We start from the raw sequence: 21,121 nt of genomic DNA on the forward strand, positions 1-21,121 counted from the left end.
AACGCCCCACTCCGGGAGTGCGTAATGCGGCGATCTCGGGCAATCGACGACAGCAGCCAACCATGAAAAGTTAGCCTACCCTAGCCTAAACGGTAAGCGGGGGCGGGGCTGCGCTGTCGATGTTGGTAAGCCTATGCTTACCAGAGTTCGAGCTGCGATGCTCGCAATTCACCGCATGTCACGAGAGAGGACGGCATGGCCACAACGAATACGGTACTCACCCGAGAACGGATCATCGCCGACATTGCTGGCATCCTCGGTGTTGACGAGAGTGAAATCACCGATGACACAAACGTTCTCGACGTCGGTCTCGACTCGGTTCGGCTGATGTCACTGATCGAGCGCTGGCGCGCCGCAGGTGCTCACAAGGCAGATCTGGTGAGTATGGCCGCTGACCCGGTCGTCGGCTCCTGGATTCGTGAACTCACCGCGGACAGTGTTTCCGGTGCCAACGAGGGAGGGCTCCGGTGAGCGACGCCACTCGTAGCGGGCAACCGGTGAGCGAGACCGCCGACGTCGTTGTCGTCGGCGGCGGGCCGGGAGGTTCGACGGTCGCGACACTCTTGGCGCGCAGCGGCCACCGCGTGGTGCAGTTGGAGAAGGAGTCGTTTCCCCGGTACCAGATCGGCGAATCACTGCTTCCGTCAACGATTCACGGCGTATGCCGACTCCTCGGGGTCGACGAGAAGATCAAGAACGCGGGATTCATGCACAAACGCGGCGGCAGTTTCCGCTGGGGCAAGAATCCGGTGCCGTGGAACTTCTTGTTCGCCATCTCGCCGGAGTTCGCGGGTGAGGGGTCATACGCGTACCAGGTCGAACGCATGAAGTTCGACCAGATCCTGCTCGAGAACGCTGCGGAGCAGGGAGTCGACGTGCGGCAGCGCAGCAGGGTCAACGGGACAATCACCGACGAGACCGGCCGGGTCACCGGCATCCGTTACGTCGACGCCGACCGGGTCGAGCACCAGATCGACGCCAAGTTTGTCGTCGATGCGTCGGGGAACACCACGCGGTTGTCGAAATATGCGGGCGGAGAACGGATTTACTCCGACTTCTTCCAGAACGTCGCGGTGTTCGGATACTTCGAGAACGGCAAGCGTTTCCCCGCGCCGGACAGCGGCAACATCCTGTGCGCGGCGTTCGACGAGGGGTGGATGTGGTACATCCCGCTATCGGACACGCTGACCAGTGTCGGTGCCGTGATCTCGCGCGACAAGGCAGAGCACGTTCTCAACGCACAGGAAGAGACGCTGCTGCACTACGTCGATCGCTGCGAGATCGTGAAGGACATGCTGTCCGACGCCACCCGCGTCACCGAGGGCACCTACGGCGAGATCCGAATCCGCAAGGACTATTCGTATGCCAATACCCAGTTCTGGGGCAACGGCATGGTTCTCGTCGGCGATGCCGCGTGCTTCATCGATCCGGTGTTCTCCACCGGGGTTCATCTCGCAACCTATTCGGGTGTGCTGGCGGCGCGATCGATCAACAGTGTGTTGGCGGGTGCGATGACCGAAGAGCGCGCGTTCACCGAGTTCGAGGGTCGATACCGTCGCGAATATGCGGTCTTCTACGAGTTCCTGTCGGCCTTCTACGACATGGAGCAGTCAGAGGACTCGTATTTCTGGAAGGCACGCAAGGTCACCAATTTCGACCGCAACGACATGACCGCATTCGTGTCGCTGGTCGCGGGTGCCTACTCCGGCGAACAGGCCCTCACCGACCCGGAACAGATCATCGAGCGCTTCTCGGCGTCGACGGCCGCCCTCACCGAGGCCGCGGAGCGAACCGGTGGCATGGACACCGACTCGGGCCAGCGGATGGGACATCTCTTCGGTACACAGGTCGTGCGTGACGTCATGGAGGAGATGAACGCGTTCCAGGCACGCGGGGCAGTTGGTACCGACGGAAGCGAACCGCCACTGCTCGACGGCGGACTCGTTCCGTCGGCCGATGGACTGAGCTGGGCCGAACCGGCTCCCGCGACCGTCTGATCGGCACGCACCTGCCATGCTGACAGCGTTGGCGCTGATCCTCGGGGCGGCACTCGTCTGCGGAGCGATCGCGCGTCGACTCGGATTCCCCTCGATGGCAGGCGAATTGGTCGCCGGTGTGCTGCTCGGCCCGTCGGTTCTCGGCATGGTGGCACCGCAGGTCACGGGAGTGGTCGTCGATGCAGACGGCGCGCCGACCACGGCGATATCCGCGGTCGGCACGCTCGCTGTGGTCTTACTCGTCGGACTTGCGGCGACCGAACTCGACGGGCCGTTCCTGCGCGGGAACGCCCGCACCATCGGCGTCGTCAGCGGAGTCTCTTTCGTGATTCCGCTCGTCGCCGGCATCGGAATCGGACTCATGCTGCCCGCCGAGTACCTCGGTGCCGGTACGAACGCGGGTGACGCCACGAGCACAACAGAATTCGCGGTTCTGCTCGGCGTCGCGATGTCGGTCAGCGCGATACCCGTGATCGCTCGGATCCTCGGCGACCTCCACCTACTGCAGACGCGACTCGGTCGGCTCATCCTTTCGGCGGGCACTCTCACCGACCTCGCCGCGTGGCTGGCGCTGGCTGCTGTCTCAGCCCTGGTCACCGTGGGGCTGCGCGGCTGGCACCTTCCGTTGACTCTGCTGGCAATGATCGGTTCGGTGGCCGTTGCGCTCGTCGCGCGGCCCGTGATCGGGCGTGTGCTGACCCGCTTGGAATCCGGTGGCCACGACGCGCAGTCGGCAGCCGTGATGGTGATCGCCATGGTCGCCGGTGCCGCGGCGACCGAAGCTCTGCACCTCGAAGCCGTTCTCGGGGCGCTGCTCGCCGGGATTGCCTGTGGTCGACGTCCCGAGCGCGTCGTGGCGCCGCTGCGGTTGGTCACCACCGCGGTGCTGGCGCCGGTGTTTCTTGCGTCGGCAGGTCTACACGTCGATCTGCGAGTTCTCGCCTCTCCGGGCGTGGCGGGAGTGGCAGTCGGTGTGATCACCGTCGCCGTCGTCGCCAAACTGCTGGGCGGATACCTCGGGGCTCGCCTCGCGCGTCTGTCGAGATGGGAGTCGATGGCGGTCGGAAGCGGGCTCAACGCTCGCGGGGTCGTCGAGATCATCATTGCGACAACAGGTTTGAGTCTCGGAGTGTTCAGCGAGGAGACCTACATGATTGTCGTCGTCATGGCGGTGGTCACGTCGGTGATGGCGGGGCCGATGGTCGCGGCCGCCGCGCGACGATGCCGACCGGATGCCCGTCAGTCAGATCTCGTCGGCGCCGAGAGCGCGCAGCACGGTACGTAGCTTGGCTGTGGTCTCCGCGACTTCCGCGTCGGGATCGGAGTCGGCGACGATACCGCCACCCGCCCAGGTCGCCAGAGTTCCTGTGCGCGAGTCGATTTCCGCACACCGGATGGCGACGAGCCACTCGCCGTCTCCTGGCGTGATCCCGTCGGCCCCGCGCAGCGCTCCCGAGCGCTCGTCAGTAGAGAGATTTCCGACGCACCAGCCGACTGCGCCGCCGTAGAAACCACGGTCGCCTTCAGTCGCGAGGATGTACTCCCTGGCCGCGGCGGTCGGGGTTCCGCACACCGCAGGTGTCGGATGCACGGCGATTGCGAGATCGAGCGCCGTCGTCGACGGATCGGCGAGCTCGCCGACGATCGGCGTTCCCAGGTGCCACATCGACGACGTGCCCACGATGCTGGGCGCGTCGGGTACGTCGAGTCGCGTGCACAGCGGCGCGAGGGCGCTCCGCAGAGCGTCGACGACGAAACGGTGCTCACCAAGGTCTTTGGCCGACGAGTTCAGCGTTGCTGCGCGCTCGGCGTCGACGCTCGGGTCGTGATGGCGTGGAGTGGATCCGGCGAGCGGGTGAGCGCTCACCTGACGACCGCGCCGTCGTATGAGTACCTCGGGGCTCGCGCCGACGAGATGCCGCCCGTGGTGGGCGTCACCTGCGGGAGTGAGCTCTGTGCGGAAGATTCCCGAGTGCGGGTTCAGTGTGGCGAGGGCGGCCATGAACGACTCCGGTGTCAGCCTCGGGGTGGTGTCCAACAACAGCTTTCGTGCCAGCACCACCTTGGCCAGCGGATTGGTCGAGTCCGCGAGCACTGCCACCGCTGCAGCGACCCTGTCACGGTGTTCCTCGCGAAGCGGTTCTGCGGCGACCACACGGGCCTCGGCGACCGGGCCTGGCGCGTTGGTCGAGCCACCTGCGTTCGGGACGGGGATGTTCGTCACGGGAATGGTCGCGACGGCTGTGGCCCGGGAGCTCGTCGGCACGTCGAAGCGGATGTGTGCGGGCGCGGTCAGCGCGCTCGGTGCCTCCGTGTCGAATGCCAGGGCGCCGACAATCGCTGAGTGTTCGCCGCGCGCGAGTGACTCGGCTGCGCGTGCGGGATCGTTGAACGAGGCCACTGCACCACTCGCAGAACAGTGGTAGTCGAGTCCGTAAAGCTCGAAATGGTCGGCAGGCGTGGTTGATCCGTCGACGCGGGCGGGTTGAGCGTCGGGACCATCCACGTGCCCTGTCGAGGTCGAAAGAGTCATGATGCCGGTCGTCCTCCTCGTTCGATGCGGATTCGGCGTGCGCTGACGTGTGCTGATGGGTGCGGGTCCGGCCTCGCGGGGGGTACCTGAACCCGACCTGTGGATTAGGTTAGACTTACCTAGTCTTGCGTGCGGCGGTGGCCCACGGAAATCACGACGATCTAGGGAGTGGCGCGTGTGTAGTAAGCGGAACTCCGAACTCGATATCGCTGGCATCGGATTCGGACCGTCGAACTTGGCTTTGGCCATCGCGGTCGAGGAGCACAACGACAACAGCACGGCACGCGATGGTGACATCCAGGCACGGTTCTTCGAGAAGAAGTCCCAGTTCGGGTGGCACCCCGGCATGCTCCTTCCCGGGGCGACGATGCAGGTGTCGTTCCTCAAAGATCTGGTGACGCAACGTAATACGTCGAGTTCGTACTCGTTCTTGAGCTACCTCGCCGAGCATGACCGGTTGGGCCACTTCATCAATCGTCAGGACTTCTTCCCGCTGCGCGTCGAATTTCACGACTACCTTCGGTGGGCTGCCGAACGCGTGTCGGTGCCGGTCGACTACGGCTCCGAGATCAGCTCGGTCACGTTCACCGACGGCGCATTCGACATCACCTCGGCGTCTGGCGAAAGCGTGCGGTCGCGCAATCTCGTCCTCGGCGGAGGGCTGCGGGCGAAGCTTCCGGCCGGTGTTGTCGCCGGCCGACGTGTCTTCCACAACCATCACGTGCTGCCCAACCTGGCCAAGCTACCGCCACTGACGCATCGCCGTTTCGCCGTGATCGGCGCCGGTCAGAGTGCTGCAGAGGTTGCGGCCTTTCTGCATGAGACGACCGGCGCCGAGGTGCACGCCGTCTTCTCCAAGTTCGGCTACACGCCGGCCGACGACAGCCCCTATGCCAACCGCATCTTCGATGCCGAGGCCGTCGACGAGTACTTCTCGGCCGAACCTGCGTGGCGCGACCGTCTGCTCCAGTACCACCGCAGCACGAATTACTCGGCTGTCGATCCGGTACTGATCCAGGATCTGTACGGACGCGAGTACACCGAGCGCGTATCGGGCAATCGCCGCCTCTTCGTACACGGCGCCACCGAGGTCACCGATCTCGACGAGGCCGACGACGTCGCACGCCTGCGCATCGCGCATCGCACAACGGGCGAGGTAATCGATCTCGACTGCGACGCCGTCGTATTCGCGACCGGATTCGAGCCGACTCCTGTCGCGGACATGCTCGGCGATCTCGCTGCCCACTGTGCGGCCGATCAACACGGCCGACCCGTACTCGACCGTGCGTACCGACTGCAGACCTCCCCGGAGATCACGGGGCAGATCTTTGTACAGGGCAACTCAGAACACACACACGGACTCACGTCGACGCTACTGTCGAATGTGGCCATCCGATCGGGGGAGATCCTCGACGCCGTCGTGGGTCGCGGATCGAATCAACCGATGCCGACGGCCGTACCCGTTGGCCATAGCGCTTCTGGCGCTTGAGTTTTCGAGAGGTGAGCAACGTGACCGGCATCGATGCCGTGCAGGGGCAGGATATTAGGCCTCACGCGACCGAGATCAAGTTGACCATGTACGACCTGCTGCCGCGCACGGTCGAGGTTGTCGAGACCATCGACTTGAGTCCGGACATGCGTCGAGTGCGGTTCTCCATCAGCGCACCGGAGAGCTTCATCGTGGTGCACATGGCACCCGACGACCACATCAAGCTGTTCTTCCCGGATCCCGAAAGCGGCGAGATAGTCATGCCGGGTGTTGGCGCCGAAGGGATGCAGCTGCCGACCGAGGGCAAGTTCCCGATCTACCGCGACTACACCATTCGGGCTTTTGACCGTGAGAGCGGCGTCCTCGACATCGATTTCGTGCTGCACGATCACGGCGTCGCCGGAAAATGGGCGGGAGGAGCGGTTGCGGGCGATCGGCTCGGAATGCTCGGTCCGCGCGGCTCCCACATCTATCCGACCGGCTACGACTGGTACCTGCTCGGTGCCGACGACACCGCGCTACCCGCTCTCGCGCGTTGGCTGGAAGAGCTACCCGAGGACAAGCAGGTCATCGCCTTCGCCGAGGTCACCGGACCCGAGACGGAGATAGACCTTCCCCAACGGCCGAACGCCCGGGTGCACTTCGTCCATCGCGGCGTCGATCAGTCCGGTAGAGGCACAAATCTGCTTCGCGCGGTGGAGGAGTTGGACCTCCCCGAAGGCAACTTCTACAGCTGGTTCGCCGGAGAAGCGTTGTCGCTCAAGCCGATTCGACGCCATCTGCGACGCGAGCTCGGTCGGCCGAAGGACTGCGTCAAGGTCGACGGATACTGGCGCACCGGAACCGTCAACCTCGACCACCACGTCGAGGACGACGAGGCACCTGAGTAGAGGTCACGGGAGAAACCCCGCTCGGGTGAGCGCGATTCGTCCCGGCCCCTCCGCTCAACCGATGAGGGGCGCCAGGGTCTCGCCGAGGAGCGTCACGCGACCGGGGACGTGCCCATTGGCGGGAGAGTTGACCGTCACGCCGTCGATTCCGCTCTCCAGCATCGCGGAGAAGCGCGCGGCGACCTGTTCGGGACTACCGACGATGGTCGACGCTCGACGAACCTCTGCCGCCGGATTCCGTGCGAGGTATGCCTCGAATTCGGCCGTGGCCTGCTCCTCGGTGGGCGCAATGCAGGCCGAGGTCTGCGCGGTCACCGTGATCTCCGACCGATCGCGGCCGAGTCGCTCGCAGTGGGCGGCAAGGACGTCGAGTTTCCGCGGCAGATCCTCGGGTGCGGCGATGAGGTTGGACTCGTCGGCGTACTGCGCGACCATCCGCAACGTCTTCTTCTCGCCACCGCCGCCGATCATCACCGGGATACGGCCAAGTGGCGCAGGGGAATTGATTGCCTCTTCGACGTGGTACCACTTGCCGTCGAGTGAGGGCCGCTCGCCGCGCAACATCGGCAGGATGATCTGCAGTGCTTCTTCGAGCTTCTCGAATCGATCGGTGAAGGTACCGAATTCGAAGCCCAGTGACTGATGCTCGAACTCGAACCACCCGGCTCCGATCCCGAGTTGAGCACGACCACCCGACACGACGTCGAGCGCGGTGACGCTTTTCGCCAGCAGCGTCGGGTTCCGATAGGTGTTGCCGGTGACCAGTGAGGACAGACGCACCCGCGAGGTGTGCTGGGCGAGTGCGGAGAGCAGTGTGTAGCACTCGATCATCGGCTCGTCCGGGGCGCCGAGGATGGGCAGTTGATAGAAGTGGTCCATCACCAGAACGGTGTCGAACCCGGAGTTCTCCGCTTCGACTGCCTGCGCGGCGATGGTGGGAAAGAGCTGGTCGGGTGTTGTGTCGGGGTAGGTGAAGTTCGGGATCTGGTAGCCGAGTGTCGTCACCTGGTCGACGCTACGCCGAACCGCCGATCTGGCGAGCGAGCGAGGCGATCGTCTCGATGAGGTGATCGAACACGGCGTCGACGTCGGTGGCTGTTGCGATTCGGGCATTCGGGGTTCCGCCCCACATGCCACGCTCGTCGGCGACGGTCATCCCGCGGGTCAGAGCTCCGGTGAGCTCGACACCGACCTGGGCGGGCAGGGTGTCGGCGATGGCCGGGTCGAGTGCAACCATCGCGGCGAACGGATCGTGGAGATGAGCCAGGTAGCCCTCGTCATGGGCGTCGTGGAACTCCAGGTAGAAACGCATTGCGTCGACGAGGTGACGCACGATCGGATTATCGGCAACCGATCGGATGCCGGGTTCGTCTGTCGGATCCAGATACTCGACAGGACTGCTGCCCGCCGCGGCCGCCAGTCGAACCAGGTGGTCGGGGAGAAGTGCGACGGTCTCCGTGAGATCGAGTGGGCAGACGATCGGGGCAGGCGCACCGTCGACGCCGAATGCGGCGAAGACCTCGGCGGCAGCCTCCGGGTCGACGGCGATATTCCACTCGGCGACGGGCGTGGTGTTGCCGTGGACATGGAACGCGCCACCCATGATGACCAACCGCCGAAGTCGTCGTGGCAGGCTCGGGTCGCGTCGTATCGCGGTGGCAAGCGACGTGAGTGGCCCGGTGACCAGCCCGACCAATTCCCCGTCGTGCGCCTGCGCCGCGTCGAGCCAAGCGTCTGGTGCGTCCGTGTCGGCGACGACGAGGTCGGATGTGGGCAATTCCGCGTATCCGACACCCAGTGGTCCGTGTGTGTCCTCGGTGGTCATCAGTGGTGCGACGAGCGGACCGTCGGGCCCGCGATGTACCGGAATCTCACCGCGCTCGCACAGCGACAACCAGGCGAGGTTGTTGGCGGCGACGACGTCGACCGGCACGTTCCCTGCGGTACTCGCGATCCCCACGATGTCGACGTCGGTGCGGGCAAGCAAGTACAGCAGTGCGACCGAATCGTCGATACCGGTGTCGCAGTCGAAGAACAGTCGCTGGGTCACGACACAATTCTGATGGATACGCAACGAATACGTACGGTCGGGTTCATGGCAACGTACACAACGGCTTTCGAATGGACGGAGACAAATCGGGAATGGCTGATCGAGAACCCGATCAGGATCGTCGGGTATGTGATCGTCGCGCTGGTGGCCCGCTTCGTGTGCAACCGGCTCATCGACCGCGTCACACGACGTCGACCCGGAGAGGGTTCGATGCCGCTGCTCCTACGCCACCTGCGTGACCGCGCACCGTCTGGCGCCAGCAGGGCAGTGATCAACCAGAGGCGCTCGCAACGGGCTCGCACCATCGGATCGGTGCTGAAGTCCGTTGTGTCGATCGTGCTGCTCACCTGGGTGGTGCTGGCGATCCTGTCCGTACTCGGAGTCAACATCGCGCCGTTCATCGCCTCAGCCGGTGTAATCGGTCTGGCAATCGGATTCGGTGCTCAGAATCTCGTGCGCGACTTCGTGACGGGAATCTTCATGCTGCTCGAGGACCAGTACGGAGTCGGCGACGTCGTCGATCTCGGCGAGGCAGTCGGGGAGGTCGAATCGGTCGGTCTTCGGATCACGACGGTGCGTGACGTCGACGGCACGCTCTGGTACGTCCGCAACGGCGAGATTGCGCGCGTCGGCAACATGAGCCAGGAGTACGCCGTAGCCCGCGTCGAATTGCCCGTCGCACTCACCGCGGATGTCGACAGGGCGCAGGAAGTGGCACTCGCCGCTGCGCACGCCGCCGTGGAGTCGGATGCGCTCTCCGAGCACGTGACCGGCGAACCCGACATGCTCGGCGTGCAGGAACTCTCTGCCGATCAGCTGATCTTGCGAATGACGGTCACCACAAAGCCCAACTCGCAGTGGAAGGTTCAGCGGACACTGCGCCGCGAGATCCTGCGGGCCTACGACGAGCATGGAATCGAATTGCCGTATCCGCGGGGCCAACTCCTCGCCGCGTCGCCGAACTAGCGGCAGCAGGGGCGTGGCGCGCGAGGCTGGGCGACCGACCGAGCAACCAAGCCTGCCCCGCCACCGGGTTGTGGTGGCGGGGTGTGGACGGGTTGCGGCACAACCGGATTCGACGGTTCGCCCAGGCTAGGGGGTTGGCGCGTCGGTCAGGTGACCGTTGGTCAGGCTGCGTCGGCCAGCGGTGGGTCGACGCCGCCGAATCGGTTGGGGTCGCCTGGTGGAGCCGGACCGGTTGGCGCGTCCGGGTCTGTGGGCGGCTCGGGATCGGGTGGATCAGCGAGGTTCCATCTGATGTCGACCCGCCTGCTGAGGGGCGGGGTGTCGCCGACGGACATCCTGCCCACCAGCGCGCGCTCGATGCCGGTCAACGTCGGCTCATTCGCGCTCGGCGCACCTGGCATCAAAGGCGGCGACTCCATCCAGGCGCCGACCGCGCCCGCGACGATCTCGGCGTCCGGTGTACCCGAGCCTCGCGCGCCGATCTCGGTGACTGTCGCGTCTGTGCATGTCCCGGTTGCGCGTGCCGCGGCGGCGGCTTGGTTGCTGGAGTGTTCGGCGGTGAGGCAGTCGTGGAAATCGGCTTTGACGTCGGCGATGCGGTTGATGCGTTCGGGATTCTCCGGCATACCGGGTTTGGCGTTGAGTCGCCACGCGACCCGGCCGGTGTCGGGTCCTTCGGTGATCATGCGGGTGGTGAATTGGCCGGGTTTCGGGCCGACGCGGCGGTTGTGCACATCGCAGGCCGGGACGAGTTGGTCGATATCGGTCAACCCGCCGTCGGCCCAGTCTTTCGCGGCGTGATGCATCTGCACCCGTGAAGCGGGCAGGGTGCAGCCCGGTGCGGAACACATTTTCCCGCCCGGCGAGGCGAACGAGGCGAGTCGTTGCCCGAGTGACGCGATCCGCTTCGACCGACCCAGGTAGAGCGGGATGCTGGTGTGGTCACCGAACACCGCCAAATACTGGCTGGCCCCGGCGGAGGCGGCCATGTTGATGACATCGCTGATCGGCAGCAGTGTTCCGGACGTGGTTTGCGCGATCCCCGCCTGCTCCTCCAACTCGTGCAGGCTGGTGGTGACGATCACCTGGATCGGTAACCCCCGATGCGTGTTACCCAACATCCCTGACTCGAGTACCTGCCCCAACAGGGCGGAGAATGCGTCGTGGTTGCGTTGGGCGGGTGAGCGCTGATCGCGCAGGGCGGCGGCCGCGACCTGTTCGGCGTTCGCCATGGTGATCGGCCCGACAGGTGACTCCGGGTCGTCGGGATTGTTCATGCCCGGTTTGGCCCACGCGTCGAGCACCGTATCGAGCCGGGCGCGGGCGATCGGATCCAAATCAGCGGTCAACCGCGACATCAGCTGCGCGTTCTGCCGATTCACCCACAACCGGCGTCGACGTTTACGGTCCTTCGCGGTGGTCAGCGTCCCATCCGGATCCAGATGGGCCAGTAGCCGCGAACCGAGATTGGTGATTTCAGCGGGCGTGAACTGGACCGCATACCCAGCCATCTGTGCTTCGGCGGCAGCTTTCGTCTCGGCCGACACCTCACTAGGGATTGCCTCCAACACCTCCAACACCGCCCGGACATGCGAGCCCGCGACACGACCCTCCACCACGTAGCCGGCCAACGTCGGGCACGACGGTGGCAGTCGGTCGCCGCAGATCGTGGTGAACGACCCGGTCGCGCCGATCACCCGATGCCGCGCCGCGGGATCACCAATGTGCAGACCATGCCCCATGAAATTGCGAACATCGCGGAAACCCAGGGCGCGGGGCAGATCCCGGTCGGAAGCCTCCACGATCAAGCGATCCGTCACCGCACCGGCGGTCCGCAGTGCCAGGCGTTCGGCCTCAACAGTGGCTTCCACCAGCGCCGCGTCGGACACCAACGACACATCGACGGCAGCCAACTCATCCAGCACCGCGGCAAGCCGTGACAGTTTCTCCGCCACCACCGCATCCGCCGACCCCACCGCAGCAGAGGCCAACACAGATGATCCCAAAGCTGAAGGCGCACGGCCATTCTCGCTGTTGTTGCGATTGCTGTTCACGTGCCGCCACCCCCGCCCCACGTCATGTCGAATATGTGTTCTACATTACCCGACAATACCGACAGCGTCGAGGAATTCTCGAACAATTTTTCGACCTTGTGGACACGCGTTTCGCCGAGTCCCGACCACCCATTTTCGGTCCAGCGTTGCGGCGTTGAACACTCAAGGTGTCAAGGATGCTCGTGATCGCCGAGAACGCGACGGCGGCACGGTTTTCCGGGGCGATAGTTGCCAAAACATGGCAGTCGCCGCTCGCTGCCCCTTCCACAAAGACACCCGACAATTGGTAACTAGTCAGTTACCATTTATGAGTGTCCGTCTTCGTCGCAATCGCCGACCCGGTGCGTCGCGGGATCCTGCGGATCCTCGTCGACGGCCCGCAACGAGTCGTCGACATCCAACGGTTGCTCGCCGCCCGTCACCCGATTTCGCGGCCCGCGGTGAGTCGACACTTACGGGTGCTCGCCGAGGCCGGCCTGGTCGAGGCCGCCACGACGGGCCGGGAACGTCACTATCGACTCGACCCGACACCACTGCTCGAGGTGCGGAAGTTGTTGTCCGACCTCGGATCCGGGGACGCCGCGGACGCCTCCCGCGTGCCGATCGCGGAGTCGGCACTCGACGCCCTGAACACCGAGGTGTACCGAACCCGACGCGAAAGACGCAGGGCCGCAAGCCCAGACAGGTCCAGCCGACACACTGCCGAACCCGACGTCACATCCCACCAGATACAGGAGTCAGGATGACGAATGCGCCCATACCCAGCGGCCGGCACCGCGTCCGCCGAGAGGGCGACGTGGTCGAGTTCACCCGTACCTACCGCGCCGCCGTCGACGACGTGTGGGCCGCCGTGACCGAGTCCGATCGGCTCGCCCGCTGGATCGGTTTCTTCGACGGTGACCCCGACGAGGGTCACGTCGCCTTCACGATGAACGCCGAGGGGGAGGAGAACATGACCCCGGTGCGCTACGACATTCGACGCTGCGAGCCGCCACATGTCCTTCAGGTGCACACGACCGACGATGCCGGTACGTGGGATCTGATCCTTGAGCTGGACGAGAACAGTGGCATCACGACGCTGAGGCTCAGTCAGATCGTCCACGACCCGGAGATCATCGAAAGCACCGGCCCGGGGTGGGAGTACTACCTGGATCGTCTCTCGGCGGTAGTGACCGGAACGGACCCGGCCGACCTCGACTTCGATGACTACTACCCGGCGCAACGGGAGTACTACCTCACGGTGCGGGACCGGGTGAACGCGAGCGCGAACCGGTCACCGGACTCCGGCTACTGACGTCGGCGGTGTCGACGCCCGCCGGTTGAGTAATGACCGGCGGAGCGGCGGGAAGCGGGCGCGAGTCTCTTGTCTGCGCCACAGCAATGCGCGACGGCGCCGACACGGAAAACATTCAGTCGCAGGCACTTGGACCGACCGTGCAGATCTTGTCGCCGGTCGTCCACGCTGGAGACTGGCTTGAGCATCTGTACTCGCGATCTCCCGACACGACCCAGCACGGCTCGATTGCCCCAGCCCGGCCGCCCAACGAAAAAATCCCGGAGAGCAATGCTCTCCGGGACTCTCGCGGTGTCCGAGGGGGGACTTGAACCCCCACGCCCGTTAATAGGGCACTAGCACCTCAAGCTAGCGCGTCTGCCATTCCGCCACTCGGACTCGGTGCTTCGGTGTCTCGCGGATTTCTCCGTTCCGCACCGGGCCGGATAACACTAACCGAGGTTGCCCCCGTATCCCAAATCCCGTAGGAGTGAGGGGTGACTTCGGAGCCTGAGAACACCGCCGGGACCATCAAAGCCGTCGACGAAGTGGTCGATATCGTCAGCAAACTGATCCGCTTCGACACCTCCAATACGGGAGAGCCCGAGACGACGAAGGGCGAGGAGGACTGCGCCAAGTGGGTGGCGGGGATGCTCGAAGAGGTGGGGTACACCACTCAGTACGTCGAGTCGGGGCGACCGGGACGCGGAAACGTGTTCGCGCGGCTCGCCGGTCCGCCTGATTCCGACCGTGGTGCGCTCCTGGTGCACGCGCATCTCGACGTCGTGCCCGCAGAGCCTGCCGACTGGAGTGTCCACCCGTTTTCGGGGTCGGTGTCCGACGGCTACATCTGGGGCCGCGGCGCCGTCGACATGAAGGACATGGCGGGCATGGCGCTGGCACTGGCCCGCCAGTTCAAACGTGACGGAACCGTGCCGCCGCGTGAGCTGGTCTTCGCCTTTCTTGCCGACGAAGAGGCTGGCGGGACGTGGGGATCGCACTGGCTGGTGGAGCATCGGCCGGATCTGTTCGAGGGCATCACCGAGGCAGTCGGCGAGGTCGGCGGCTACTCACTGACCGTCGACCGCCCGGACGGCACGCAGCGTCGTCTCTATTTGGTGGAGACGGCCGAGAAGGGGCTCTCGTGGATGCGGCTCACCGCCGAAGCCACTGCGGGCCACGGATCGTTCCTGCACTCCGACAACGCTGTCACCGAGATCGCCTCCGCGGTCGCGCGAATCGGAAACCACGAATTCCCTCTCGTGATCAGCGATTCGGTGGCCGAGTTCCTGCAGGCGGTGTCCGAGGAGACGGGTTGGGACCTCGGTCCCGACACACCTGACCTCGAGACCGCCTTGTTCAAACTGGGCAGCCTCGCCCGGATCCTCGGTGCCACACTGCGCGACACCGCCAATCCGACCATGCTCAAGGCCGGCTACAAGGCCAACGTCATCCCGCAGAAGGCCGAGGCCGTCGTCGACTGCCGTGTTCTTCCCGGACGCCAGAAGGCATTTGAGGCTGAGATCGACGAGTTGATCGGCCCCAACGTCCGACGGGAATGGATCACCCACCTCGACTCCTACGAGACGACATTCGACGGCAACCTCGTCGACGCGATGAACGACGCGATCCTCGCCTACGACGAGGACGGCCGAACCGTCCCGTACATGATGTCGGGCGGCACCGACGCCAAGGCGTTCGCCAAGCTCGGTATCAGGTGCTTCGGCTTCGCGCCGCTGCGCCTGCCACCCGAGCTCGACTTCGCCGCGCTCTTCCACGGCGTCGACGAGCGTGTCCCGGTGGATTCGGTCCTGTTCGGCACGCAGGTGTTCGAGCACTTTCTGCATCACAGCTGAGCGGTCCCCCGACCTACGGTTCAGCTGCGATGCGTCAGCGCGATCAGTCGCCGAGCACCCGCCGCAGGTAGTCGTTGCTGAAAACGCGCGAGGGGTCGTACTTGTCCCGAACCGCGAGGAAGTCGTCGAATTGCGGGTACACAGCGCGGAAGTACTCCGCGTCGCGAGTGTGTAGCTTGCCCCAGTGTGGCCTGCCGTTGTGGGCAACCATGATCTCCTCGACGTCGGCGAAGAACGCCGAGATGTCCGCGGGATCGTCACGGTGGTAGCGGTGGACCGCGATGTAACCGGTGGTACGCCCCGAGGCCGTCGAGAGCATCAGATCGTCGGCGGCGGCTGCGCGCACCTCCACCGGGAAGCTGACGCGGTATCCCTTGCGTGCGATGAGCTTCTCGATGTCGTTGAGTACCTCCGCCACGGCGGGCAGTTCGACCGCGTACTCCATTTCGCGGAAGCGCACATCACGGATCGACGCGAAGACCTCTGCCGACGGTGCGACGTAAGTGCGCTCCGAAAGCGCATGACTCGCAACCCGATTGAGCGTCGGAACAACTGCGGGCACACGGCGTCCGAGTTCGCAGACAACGCCGTAGACCTTGTTGCTGATCAGGTCGTCGTCGATGTATCTACGCACCGAGCCCGGCCCACTCGGCGTCGCATCTGCGGGAAGCCTTGTATTGGTCTTGGCCAGCGCGCGACGAGTGTGCGGGAACCAGTAGAACTCGTGGTGGTCGAAGGATTCGACGCGGTCGAGAAAGCCGCCGACCGCATCGTCGAGGTCGAGCGGCTCGTCGTGAGCGCGGAGACTGAATGCGTCGACGCATTCGATGGTCAGCTCGACGATGACCCCAAGCGCACCCAATCCCAAAGCGACAGCGCGCAATTCGTCATCGTCGGCAGTGAGGGTGACGACGTCGCCGGTGCCGGTGACGATCTTCGCGCCGACGATCTGCGTCGAGATCCCACCGAAGTGCAGACCGGTTCCGTGTGTACCCGTCGACGTGGCCCCGGTGATCGTCTGACGATCGATGTCGCCGAGATTGCGCATTCCGAGCCCGTAAGGGGCGAGCAGAGCGGGGATCTCGTGCAGCCGGGTGCCCGCACGCAACGTCACCCGCTTCCCGTCGACGCCGACCACCCCGCGGAGCGCGGACATGTCGAGCTGAATGCCCTCTGGCACGCCGATGGCGGTGAAGCTGTGCCCGGAGCCGATCGGCTTGATACGTGTTCCGTCGGCCGCTGCTGTCGCGACGAGCTGCGAGACGGCGTCGTCGCTGTCGGGTGTCGCGACTGCCGTTGTGGCCGACTGGTTTCCACTCCAATTGCGCCACTGCGTGCGCGTCTGTGTTGTCACAGGTAGCACTTTTCTTCCCCTCGGTAGGTCGGAACGAGACCGTCGACGCGTGCCTGTCCGTTCTGGTCACGTCCGATCAGAGCAACTGTCCTGGCGCGCTCGCACACCTCGCCGGACTTGGTGTGGCGGAACCACACTCGATCACCCGGCACCAGCGTCGACGCGGGGTCGCCGGTCAGCGGCGTCTGCACCTCGCCTGCGGCCTCGGTACCGACGTAGGACAAACCCGCGGGCCACACCGGACGCGGCAGTCTGTCGGGCGCGGGCGGGCCGGACGCGATCCATCCGCCACCCGCGCACGTGATGATCTTTGGCGCGGGTCTGCGCGTCACGTCGAGACCGAACATCAACGCGGGAGCGGGCTGAAAACGTCGGTATCCGTCGAACAGATGGCCGCCGAAAAGCCCACTGCCCGCGGCGATGTCGGTGACCGAACTGTCGCGGGCAGTCTCTTCGAGCGAGCCGGTTCCGCCCGCGTTGACGATCTCGATGTCGGCGAGCTCGCGCAGCGAGGAGATGATCACGCCCCGTCGTCGTCGCAATTCGAGCATGGACACGCGCTGCATCGCCCGGGTCGCCCTGTTCATCAGTGGCTTGCCGTCGACGTCGTCGGCGACTCCCGCAACCTGAGCCTCGTACGACATCACGCCGACGAGCGCGAACCCCGGACGTGCGACGATCGCACCGGCCAGTGTCAGGGCGGCGTCTGCATCGTGCACAGGGGAGCGTCGGACACCGAGGTGGACGCGACCCCCGAACAGTCGCAACGAGGCGTCGAGGTCGATGGCCACGCGAACCACCGAACGGTGCTCTGGCGAGGCGATGGAGTCGATGACGTCGAGTTGCGCGACGTCGTCGACGAGCAGCGTGACGCGCGTCAGTGCGACGTCGTCGGCGAGGAGGTCGGCGAGAGCGGCACGTCGAACCGACGGATACCCGAGGAGCACATCGTCGATGTTCGACTCGGTGGCCAACCACTGCGCCTCGGCGACGTCGTAGGCAAGGACTCCCGCAAACCCGTCGCGCGCGACGACGTCGTCGATGATCGATCGCACGCGAAGCGACTTGCTGGCCAACCGAATCGGCACACCGCCCGCTCGGGCGGTCAGGTTGGCGATGTTGTGTTCGAGCGCGGTGAGATCCAGTGCGAGGGTCGGCGCGTCGATTCCCGCATCACGCACCGCCGCGTCGATTCCCGCGTAGTACCCGTCGGGGTCGGTCGACCACGGCTGTGACGACGCGACTGCGCCCGAGTGGGTTGTCGTGGCCTCGAGACGGCCCATATGTGCTGCTCCCAGAGGTGTTGTGGGGAGCTCGGAGTACCCGGCTCCCAAAGTTGACCAAGTGGTCAACTGAAAGTTACTACACAACTTCCGGCGGCGGGACGTGAAAGTGCATCTCGGGCTCCGAGCGCTGCGGATTAGACTCGCGAACGAGTCCACGCACGCTCGGCCATACCGGCCGTACTCGCGAGAGAAAGGTGTTCGATGACCTCGTACGACCCCTACGCAGACCTGCCGAACCTGCCGACGTTCACGCTGACTTCGGAGAGCGTGGCCGACGGCGCGCCGCTGGCAACTCCTCAGGTCAGCGGAATCATGGGCGCGGGCGGCGCCGACGCCTCACCGCAGCTCTCGTGGTCTGGATTTCCCTCGGAGACAAAGAGTTTCGCCGTGACGGTCTACGACCCCGACGCTCCGACTGCCGCAGGTTTTTGGCACTGGGCCGTCGCCGACATCCCTGCATCGGTGACGAGTCTCGCCGAGGATGCAGGCGACGAGAACGGGAGTGGTCTACCCGCGGGAGCGGTCACCCTGGCCAACGACGCCTCACTCAAGCGGTTCGTCGGAGCTGCGCCGCCGCCCGGACACGGCCCGCACCGGTACATGATCGTCGTGCACGCCGTCGACGTCGAGTCGCTCGAATTGCCCGAGAACGCGACGCCGGCCTACCTCGGATTCAACCTGTTCTCGCACGCGATCGGACGCGCGCGCATCATCGGGACGTACGAACAGCCCGCCGAGAACGTCTGACTCGACGATCAGCCGCGTGGCGCGCTGCCGACCGCCTCGGAGATGTTGCTCAATCCGGCGGCGCGCACGCGGGCTGCGAGTCCCTCATGGATCTCGCGTAGTCGCACCGGCCCCCCGTAGATGAAGCCGGTGTAGGTCTGCAACAGATCGGCGCCCGCGCAGATGCGCTCCCATGCCTGATCGGGCGTCTCGATACCGCCGACACTGATCAAGGCGAGCTTGCCGCCGACGCGAGAGTACAAGCGGCGCAACACCTCCAGCGACCGATCAGCGAGCGGTGCGCCGGAAAGTCCGCCCGCACCCATCGCCTCGACCTCGTCTGCTGGAGTGGTGAGTCCGTCACGCGAGATCGTCGTATTCGTCGCGACGATGCCCGCCAGACCGAGTTCGACGGCCAGATCGGCCACCGCGTCGATGTCGGCGTCGGCGAGGTCGGGGGCGATCTTCACGAGGACCGGAACCGTCACCTCGTCGAGTACCGCGGCGAGAATCGGCCGCAGTGAGTCGACGGCCTGGAGATCGCGGAGACCGGGAGTGTTCGGTGAGCTCACGTTGACCACCACGAAATCGGCATGCTGGCCCAGCAGGCGAGCCGAGATCCGGTAGTCCTCGACGGCGCCGTCGAGCGGCACCACCTTGGTCTTGCCGATGTTCGCGCCGATCGGACCGGGGATACCCCGCCCCTTGGCCGCCAGGAGATTGTCAGCCGCTGCCACCGCGCCGGGGTTGTTGAATCCCATGCGGTTGATCAGCGCACGGTCGGCGGGGAGCCGGAACAGCCGCGGTGGCGGATTGCCCGGCTGGGCCTGGCCGGTGACGGTGCCGACCTCGGCGTACCCGAAGCCGAGAAGCCCCCACGCGTCGGCCGCTGCCGCCGACTTGTCGAAACCGGCCGCCAGTCCCAGCGGCGCCGGGAAGGTGACACCGAAGACCTCTTGGCGCAGCACCGGGTCGGGAACGGTGAACAGTCGCGCGAGGAGGGTCCGCGCGATGCCCAGCCTGGTGGTGGTGCGGATCGACGCCATGATGATCGAGTGGATGCGCTCGGGGGCGAGAAGGAACATCGCCTTGAGCGCGACCGGATACAGGACCCGGTTGACGCGGGTCAGCATGCCTCGGCACTTCCGCCGAACTGCTCGCCACCTCGGCCCCGTGGCGGTTTTTTGCGTCGTAGCAACACTTTTCGGGTGCCATCGGTGTACAGCCGAACCCGCGACAGTTCCCAGCCACCGAACTCGGCTTCGAGTGACAGACGCATCGACGCCGTCACCCTGGTGATGTCCGGCGGAAGCTTGATCAACATCGTCTCGTAGTCCTCGGACGTCACCTCCCATCCGCGGGGATAACGCGCACCGATTCGTGCGCTGGTGCGGTGATGCTGGGGGAGCCGGTGATGACCGGGCGTCGACATCAGCGTCCCGCCTCGCTCGGCGCGGCAGTGGGACTGCTCACAGGTGCCCCTTGGGTATACGGCGGACTGACGACCTGCACGCCGCCGTCGCGGGCCGACAGGACGTAAACGGTGCCGGACGCATCGTCGACGGTGAGGGCGTCGGGCTGGGCGACCGCGGCGAAGCGATGCTTCTCGACGGGTTCACCACCGGCAAGGTCATACGCCACCACCTCGTTGTTCGCCGTCGTCGACACCCAAAGGAGATTGCGGGTGTCGTCGTAGTCTACGGCGTACGGTCCGTTCGGCACGGGATAGCGGAATCGCATCACCAGCGGTGCTCCATAGAATCCGACGATCTCGTCGTCGCGTGTGTTGGCCACCAGGATTCGCCCGTAGTGGTCGACGGTCGCCTCGGTGGCGCCGTTGCCCGCGCGTAGCGCCGCACCGAACTCGCCGGTGGAGATGTTGACCGGGGTGACAGACGACTGCGCTTTGTCGAGCACGACGACCTGCTCGTCAGGGAGGTCGGCGCCGACGGGGGAGACGGTGATCTGATCCACGCCGACGAATCCGCCGATATCGCGGGTCTGCTTGAGCGCGGCGTCGAAGACCACGAGGTGACCGTTGGCCGTCCCCACGAGGATCTGTCCGGCTGCCGTGCGAGCCAGCGCGGTGGGCTCCGAAACCGAGGTGCGCGCTGACGTCACGGCTCCGTCGGGAGCGATGCGCACCAGGGTTTCCGGCCCCGCACCGACGAATGCGCCGTTGCCGACCCCGATCAATCGTGTGAGCCGGGGTACCGCGACGGTGCTCGGCGGAGTGGTGATCGCCTCCGTCGACAATCGGAGCACTGATGTCCCGTCTTTGCTCAGAACACCCAGCGAGTTGCCCGAATGAGCCAGCTGCGTGCTTCCCGGCGGTGTCGGCACAACCGTGCCGGCAGGCGTTGCGGCAGGTCCGGCGGGGGCGGCACTTGCGGTCGCGGGCGCCACCGTTTCCTTCTTGCCGCCGCCATCGTCCGACGATCCGCAGCCCGCCAGCACCATCGTCGCGACCACGATCGTTGCGATACCCCAGACCGGCGCCGAACGTCGGCGAGCAGAGTGAGCGGTATCGACAAGCCGGGGTGAGCGCATGCAACCATCTTGCGCGACGCACATCGGTCGCCCGCCGACAGGTCAGCGTGACCGTTCGCCGGATCACATCCGGTGTGCCGCTCGCGCGTCGCATACG

The 21,121-nt window shown here is 65.5% G+C and carries 19 protein-coding genes and 1 tRNA gene; 10 read left to right on the top strand and 10 right to left on the bottom strand.

The window, feature by feature from the left end; genetic code table 11:
* The first annotated feature begins 195 nt into the window (after positions 1-195).
* From ACRVY7_RS12615 to ACRVY7_RS12625, 3 genes are read left to right on the top strand one after another with little or no spacing between them, the layout of a single operon-like run.
* Positions 196-471: a phosphopantetheine-binding protein gene (locus tag ACRVY7_RS12615; protein WP_049697344.1), complete on the top strand. Its 276-nt coding sequence runs from the start codon at positions 196-198 to the stop codon at positions 469-471.
* Entirely contained in the window at positions 468-1,997 is a 1,530-nt protein-coding gene (locus tag ACRVY7_RS12620; RefSeq protein ID WP_049697345.1) for a tryptophan 7-halogenase, read from the top strand. Before ACRVY7_RS12615 ends, ACRVY7_RS12620 begins: the two co-directional genes overlap by 4 nt.
* A 16-nt stretch (positions 1,998-2,013) precedes the next feature.
* Positions 2,014-3,282 carry a cation:proton antiporter gene (locus ACRVY7_RS12625; RefSeq protein WP_431817283.1) on the top strand — a complete coding sequence of 423 codons (1,269 nt, stop codon included), beginning with the start codon at positions 2,014-2,016 and terminating at the stop codon, positions 3,280-3,282.
* On the opposite strand, the gene ACRVY7_RS12630 is transcribed toward ACRVY7_RS12625, so the two are convergent.
* Positions 3,241-4,530, bottom strand: coding sequence for an isochorismate synthase (locus ACRVY7_RS12630; RefSeq protein ID WP_431817284.1), 1,290 nt, complete (start codon positions 4,528-4,530; stop codon positions 3,241-3,243). The genes ACRVY7_RS12625 and ACRVY7_RS12630 overlap by 42 nt on opposite strands.
* Before the next feature lie 175 nt (positions 4,531-4,705).
* Between ACRVY7_RS12630 and ACRVY7_RS12635 the strand changes: the two genes are divergently transcribed.
* Both ACRVY7_RS12635 and ACRVY7_RS12640 read left to right on the top strand, forming a co-directional pair.
* Positions 4,706-6,019 (top strand): lysine N(6)-hydroxylase/L-ornithine N(5)-oxygenase family protein, encoded by a 1,314-nt coding sequence (locus ACRVY7_RS12635; protein ID WP_431817285.1) that lies wholly within the window; start codon positions 4,706-4,708, stop codon positions 6,017-6,019.
* A gap of 20 nt (positions 6,020-6,039) precedes the next feature.
* The gene (locus ACRVY7_RS12640) at positions 6,040-6,909 is read left to right on the top strand and encodes a siderophore-interacting protein (protein ID WP_431817286.1); all 870 of its coding nucleotides are present in this window, start codon (positions 6,040-6,042) and stop codon (positions 6,907-6,909) included.
* A 54-nt stretch (positions 6,910-6,963) separates the two neighbouring features.
* Here the strand turns inward: ACRVY7_RS12640 and ACRVY7_RS12645 are convergent, their stop codons facing one another.
* Both ACRVY7_RS12645 and ACRVY7_RS12650 read right to left on the bottom strand, forming a co-directional pair.
* On the bottom strand, positions 6,964-7,914 hold the full coding sequence (locus ACRVY7_RS12645; RefSeq protein WP_431817287.1) for an LLM class F420-dependent oxidoreductase: 951 nt from the start codon (positions 7,912-7,914) through the stop codon (positions 6,964-6,966).
* Positions 7,915-7,924: 10 nt separating this feature from the next.
* The gene (locus ACRVY7_RS12650) at positions 7,925-8,959 is read right to left on the bottom strand and encodes a nucleoside hydrolase (RefSeq protein ID WP_431817288.1); all 1,035 of its coding nucleotides are present in this window, start codon (positions 8,957-8,959) and stop codon (positions 7,925-7,927) included.
* A gap of 45 nt (positions 8,960-9,004) precedes the next feature.
* On the opposite strand from ACRVY7_RS12650, the gene ACRVY7_RS12655 reads away from it, so the two are divergent.
* A complete protein-coding gene (locus ACRVY7_RS12655; protein WP_197494583.1) occupies positions 9,005-9,925 on the top strand; it encodes a mechanosensitive ion channel family protein in 921 nt (306 codons plus the stop codon).
* 161 nt (positions 9,926-10,086) lie between these two features.
* Here ACRVY7_RS12655 and ACRVY7_RS12660 read toward each other — a convergent pair whose 3' ends face one another.
* The gene (locus tag ACRVY7_RS12660; RefSeq protein ID WP_431817289.1) at positions 10,087-11,979 is read right to left on the bottom strand and encodes an HNH endonuclease signature motif containing protein; all 1,893 of its coding nucleotides are present in this window, start codon (positions 11,977-11,979) and stop codon (positions 10,087-10,089) included.
* A 311-nt stretch (positions 11,980-12,290) separates the two neighbouring features.
* On the opposite strand from ACRVY7_RS12660, the gene ACRVY7_RS12665 reads away from it, so the two are divergent.
* Together ACRVY7_RS12665 and ACRVY7_RS12670 are read left to right on the top strand one after the other, a co-directional pair.
* A complete protein-coding gene (locus ACRVY7_RS12665) occupies positions 12,291-12,725 on the top strand; it encodes an ArsR/SmtB family transcription factor (protein WP_049697352.1) in 435 nt (144 codons plus the stop codon).
* Positions 12,722-13,273, top strand: a complete 552-nt coding sequence (locus ACRVY7_RS12670; RefSeq protein WP_431817290.1) for an SRPBCC family protein — start codon at positions 12,722-12,724, stop codon at positions 13,271-13,273. The genes ACRVY7_RS12665 and ACRVY7_RS12670 overlap by 4 nt, the downstream gene beginning before the upstream one ends.
* A 292-nt stretch (positions 13,274-13,565) precedes the next feature.
* Here the strand turns inward: ACRVY7_RS12670 and ACRVY7_RS12675 are convergent.
* Positions 13,566-13,651: transfer RNA gene (locus ACRVY7_RS12675), tRNA-Leu, on the bottom strand.
* 98 nt (positions 13,652-13,749) lie between these two features.
* On the opposite strand from ACRVY7_RS12675, the gene ACRVY7_RS12680 reads away from it, so the two are divergent.
* A complete protein-coding gene (locus ACRVY7_RS12680; protein ID WP_049697354.1) occupies positions 13,750-15,108 on the top strand; it encodes a M20/M25/M40 family metallo-hydrolase in 1,359 nt (452 codons plus the stop codon).
* A gap of 43 nt (positions 15,109-15,151) precedes the next feature.
* Here the strand turns inward: ACRVY7_RS12680 and ACRVY7_RS12685 are convergent, their stop codons facing one another.
* Both ACRVY7_RS12685 and ACRVY7_RS12690 read right to left on the bottom strand, forming a co-directional pair.
* The gene (locus ACRVY7_RS12685) at positions 15,152-16,462 is read right to left on the bottom strand and encodes a D-arabinono-1,4-lactone oxidase (protein WP_431817291.1); all 1,311 of its coding nucleotides are present in this window, start codon (positions 16,460-16,462) and stop codon (positions 15,152-15,154) included.
* Positions 16,459-17,745 carry an alanine racemase gene (locus tag ACRVY7_RS12690; RefSeq protein WP_431817292.1) on the bottom strand — a complete coding sequence of 429 codons (1,287 nt, stop codon included), beginning with the start codon at positions 17,743-17,745 and terminating at the stop codon, positions 16,459-16,461. Before ACRVY7_RS12690 ends, ACRVY7_RS12685 begins: the two co-directional genes overlap by 4 nt.
* Positions 17,746-17,949: 204 nt before the next feature.
* On the opposite strand from ACRVY7_RS12690, the gene ACRVY7_RS12695 reads away from it, so the two are divergent.
* Positions 17,950-18,495 carry a YbhB/YbcL family Raf kinase inhibitor-like protein gene (locus ACRVY7_RS12695; RefSeq protein WP_049697356.1) on the top strand — a complete coding sequence of 182 codons (546 nt, stop codon included), beginning with the start codon at positions 17,950-17,952 and terminating at the stop codon, positions 18,493-18,495.
* 8 nt (positions 18,496-18,503) lie between these two features.
* On the opposite strand, the gene ACRVY7_RS12700 is transcribed toward ACRVY7_RS12695, so the two are convergent.
* Genes ACRVY7_RS12700 through ACRVY7_RS12710 form a run of 3 tightly spaced genes read right to left on the bottom strand, consistent with a single transcriptional unit; the run spans position 18,504 to position 21,024 of the window.
* Entirely contained in the window at positions 18,504-19,607 is a 1,104-nt protein-coding gene (locus tag ACRVY7_RS12700) for a quinone-dependent dihydroorotate dehydrogenase (protein WP_431817293.1), read from the bottom strand.
* Positions 19,601-19,906, bottom strand: coding sequence for a DUF5703 family protein (locus tag ACRVY7_RS12705; RefSeq protein ID WP_064869214.1), 306 nt, complete (start codon positions 19,904-19,906; stop codon positions 19,601-19,603). Before ACRVY7_RS12705 ends, ACRVY7_RS12700 begins: the two co-directional genes overlap by 7 nt.
* Positions 19,906-21,024 (bottom strand): YncE family protein, encoded by a 1,119-nt coding sequence (locus tag ACRVY7_RS12710; protein WP_431817294.1) that lies wholly within the window; start codon positions 21,022-21,024, stop codon positions 19,906-19,908. Before ACRVY7_RS12710 ends, ACRVY7_RS12705 begins: the two co-directional genes overlap by 1 nt.
* Positions 21,025-21,121 lie beyond the last annotated feature (97 nt).

Origin of the sequence: Gordonia jacobaea, assembly GCF_965344965.1 — a bacterium.
In the GTDB taxonomy this organism is placed as follows: domain Bacteria; phylum Actinomycetota; class Actinomycetes; order Mycobacteriales; family Mycobacteriaceae; genus Gordonia; species Gordonia jacobaea.

What these genes read in the sequence shown, in the direction of transcription:
- ACRVY7_RS12690 (WP_431817292.1), bottom strand. Translation starts at nt 17,745, where the DNA reads ATGGGCCGTCTCGAGGCCACGACAACCCACTCGGGCGCAGTCGCGTCG.
- ACRVY7_RS12670 (WP_431817290.1), top strand. Translation starts at nt 12,722, where the DNA reads ATGACGAATGCGCCCATACCCAGCGGCCGGCACCGCGTCCGCCGAGAG.
- ACRVY7_RS12705 (WP_064869214.1), bottom strand. Translation starts at nt 19,906, where the DNA reads ATGTCGACGCCCGGTCATCACCGGCTCCCCCAGCATCACCGCACCAGC.
- ACRVY7_RS12710 (WP_431817294.1), bottom strand. Translation starts at nt 21,024, where the DNA reads ATGCGCTCACCCCGGCTTGTCGATACCGCTCACTCTGCTCGCCGACGT.
- ACRVY7_RS12655 (WP_197494583.1), top strand. Translation starts at nt 9,005, where the DNA reads ATGGCAACGTACACAACGGCTTTCGAATGGACGGAGACAAATCGGGAA.
- ACRVY7_RS12695 (WP_049697356.1), top strand. Translation starts at nt 17,950, where the DNA reads ATGACCTCGTACGACCCCTACGCAGACCTGCCGAACCTGCCGACGTTC.
- ACRVY7_RS12700 (WP_431817293.1), bottom strand. Translation starts at nt 19,607, where the DNA reads ATGCTGACCCGCGTCAACCGGGTCCTGTATCCGGTCGCGCTCAAGGCG.
- ACRVY7_RS12625 (WP_431817283.1), top strand. Translation starts at nt 2,014, where the DNA reads ATGCTGACAGCGTTGGCGCTGATCCTCGGGGCGGCACTCGTCTGCGGA.
- ACRVY7_RS12630 (WP_431817284.1), bottom strand. Translation starts at nt 4,530, where the DNA reads ATGACTCTTTCGACCTCGACAGGGCACGTGGATGGTCCCGACGCTCAA.
- ACRVY7_RS12615 (WP_049697344.1), top strand. Translation starts at nt 196, where the DNA reads ATGGCCACAACGAATACGGTACTCACCCGAGAACGGATCATCGCCGAC.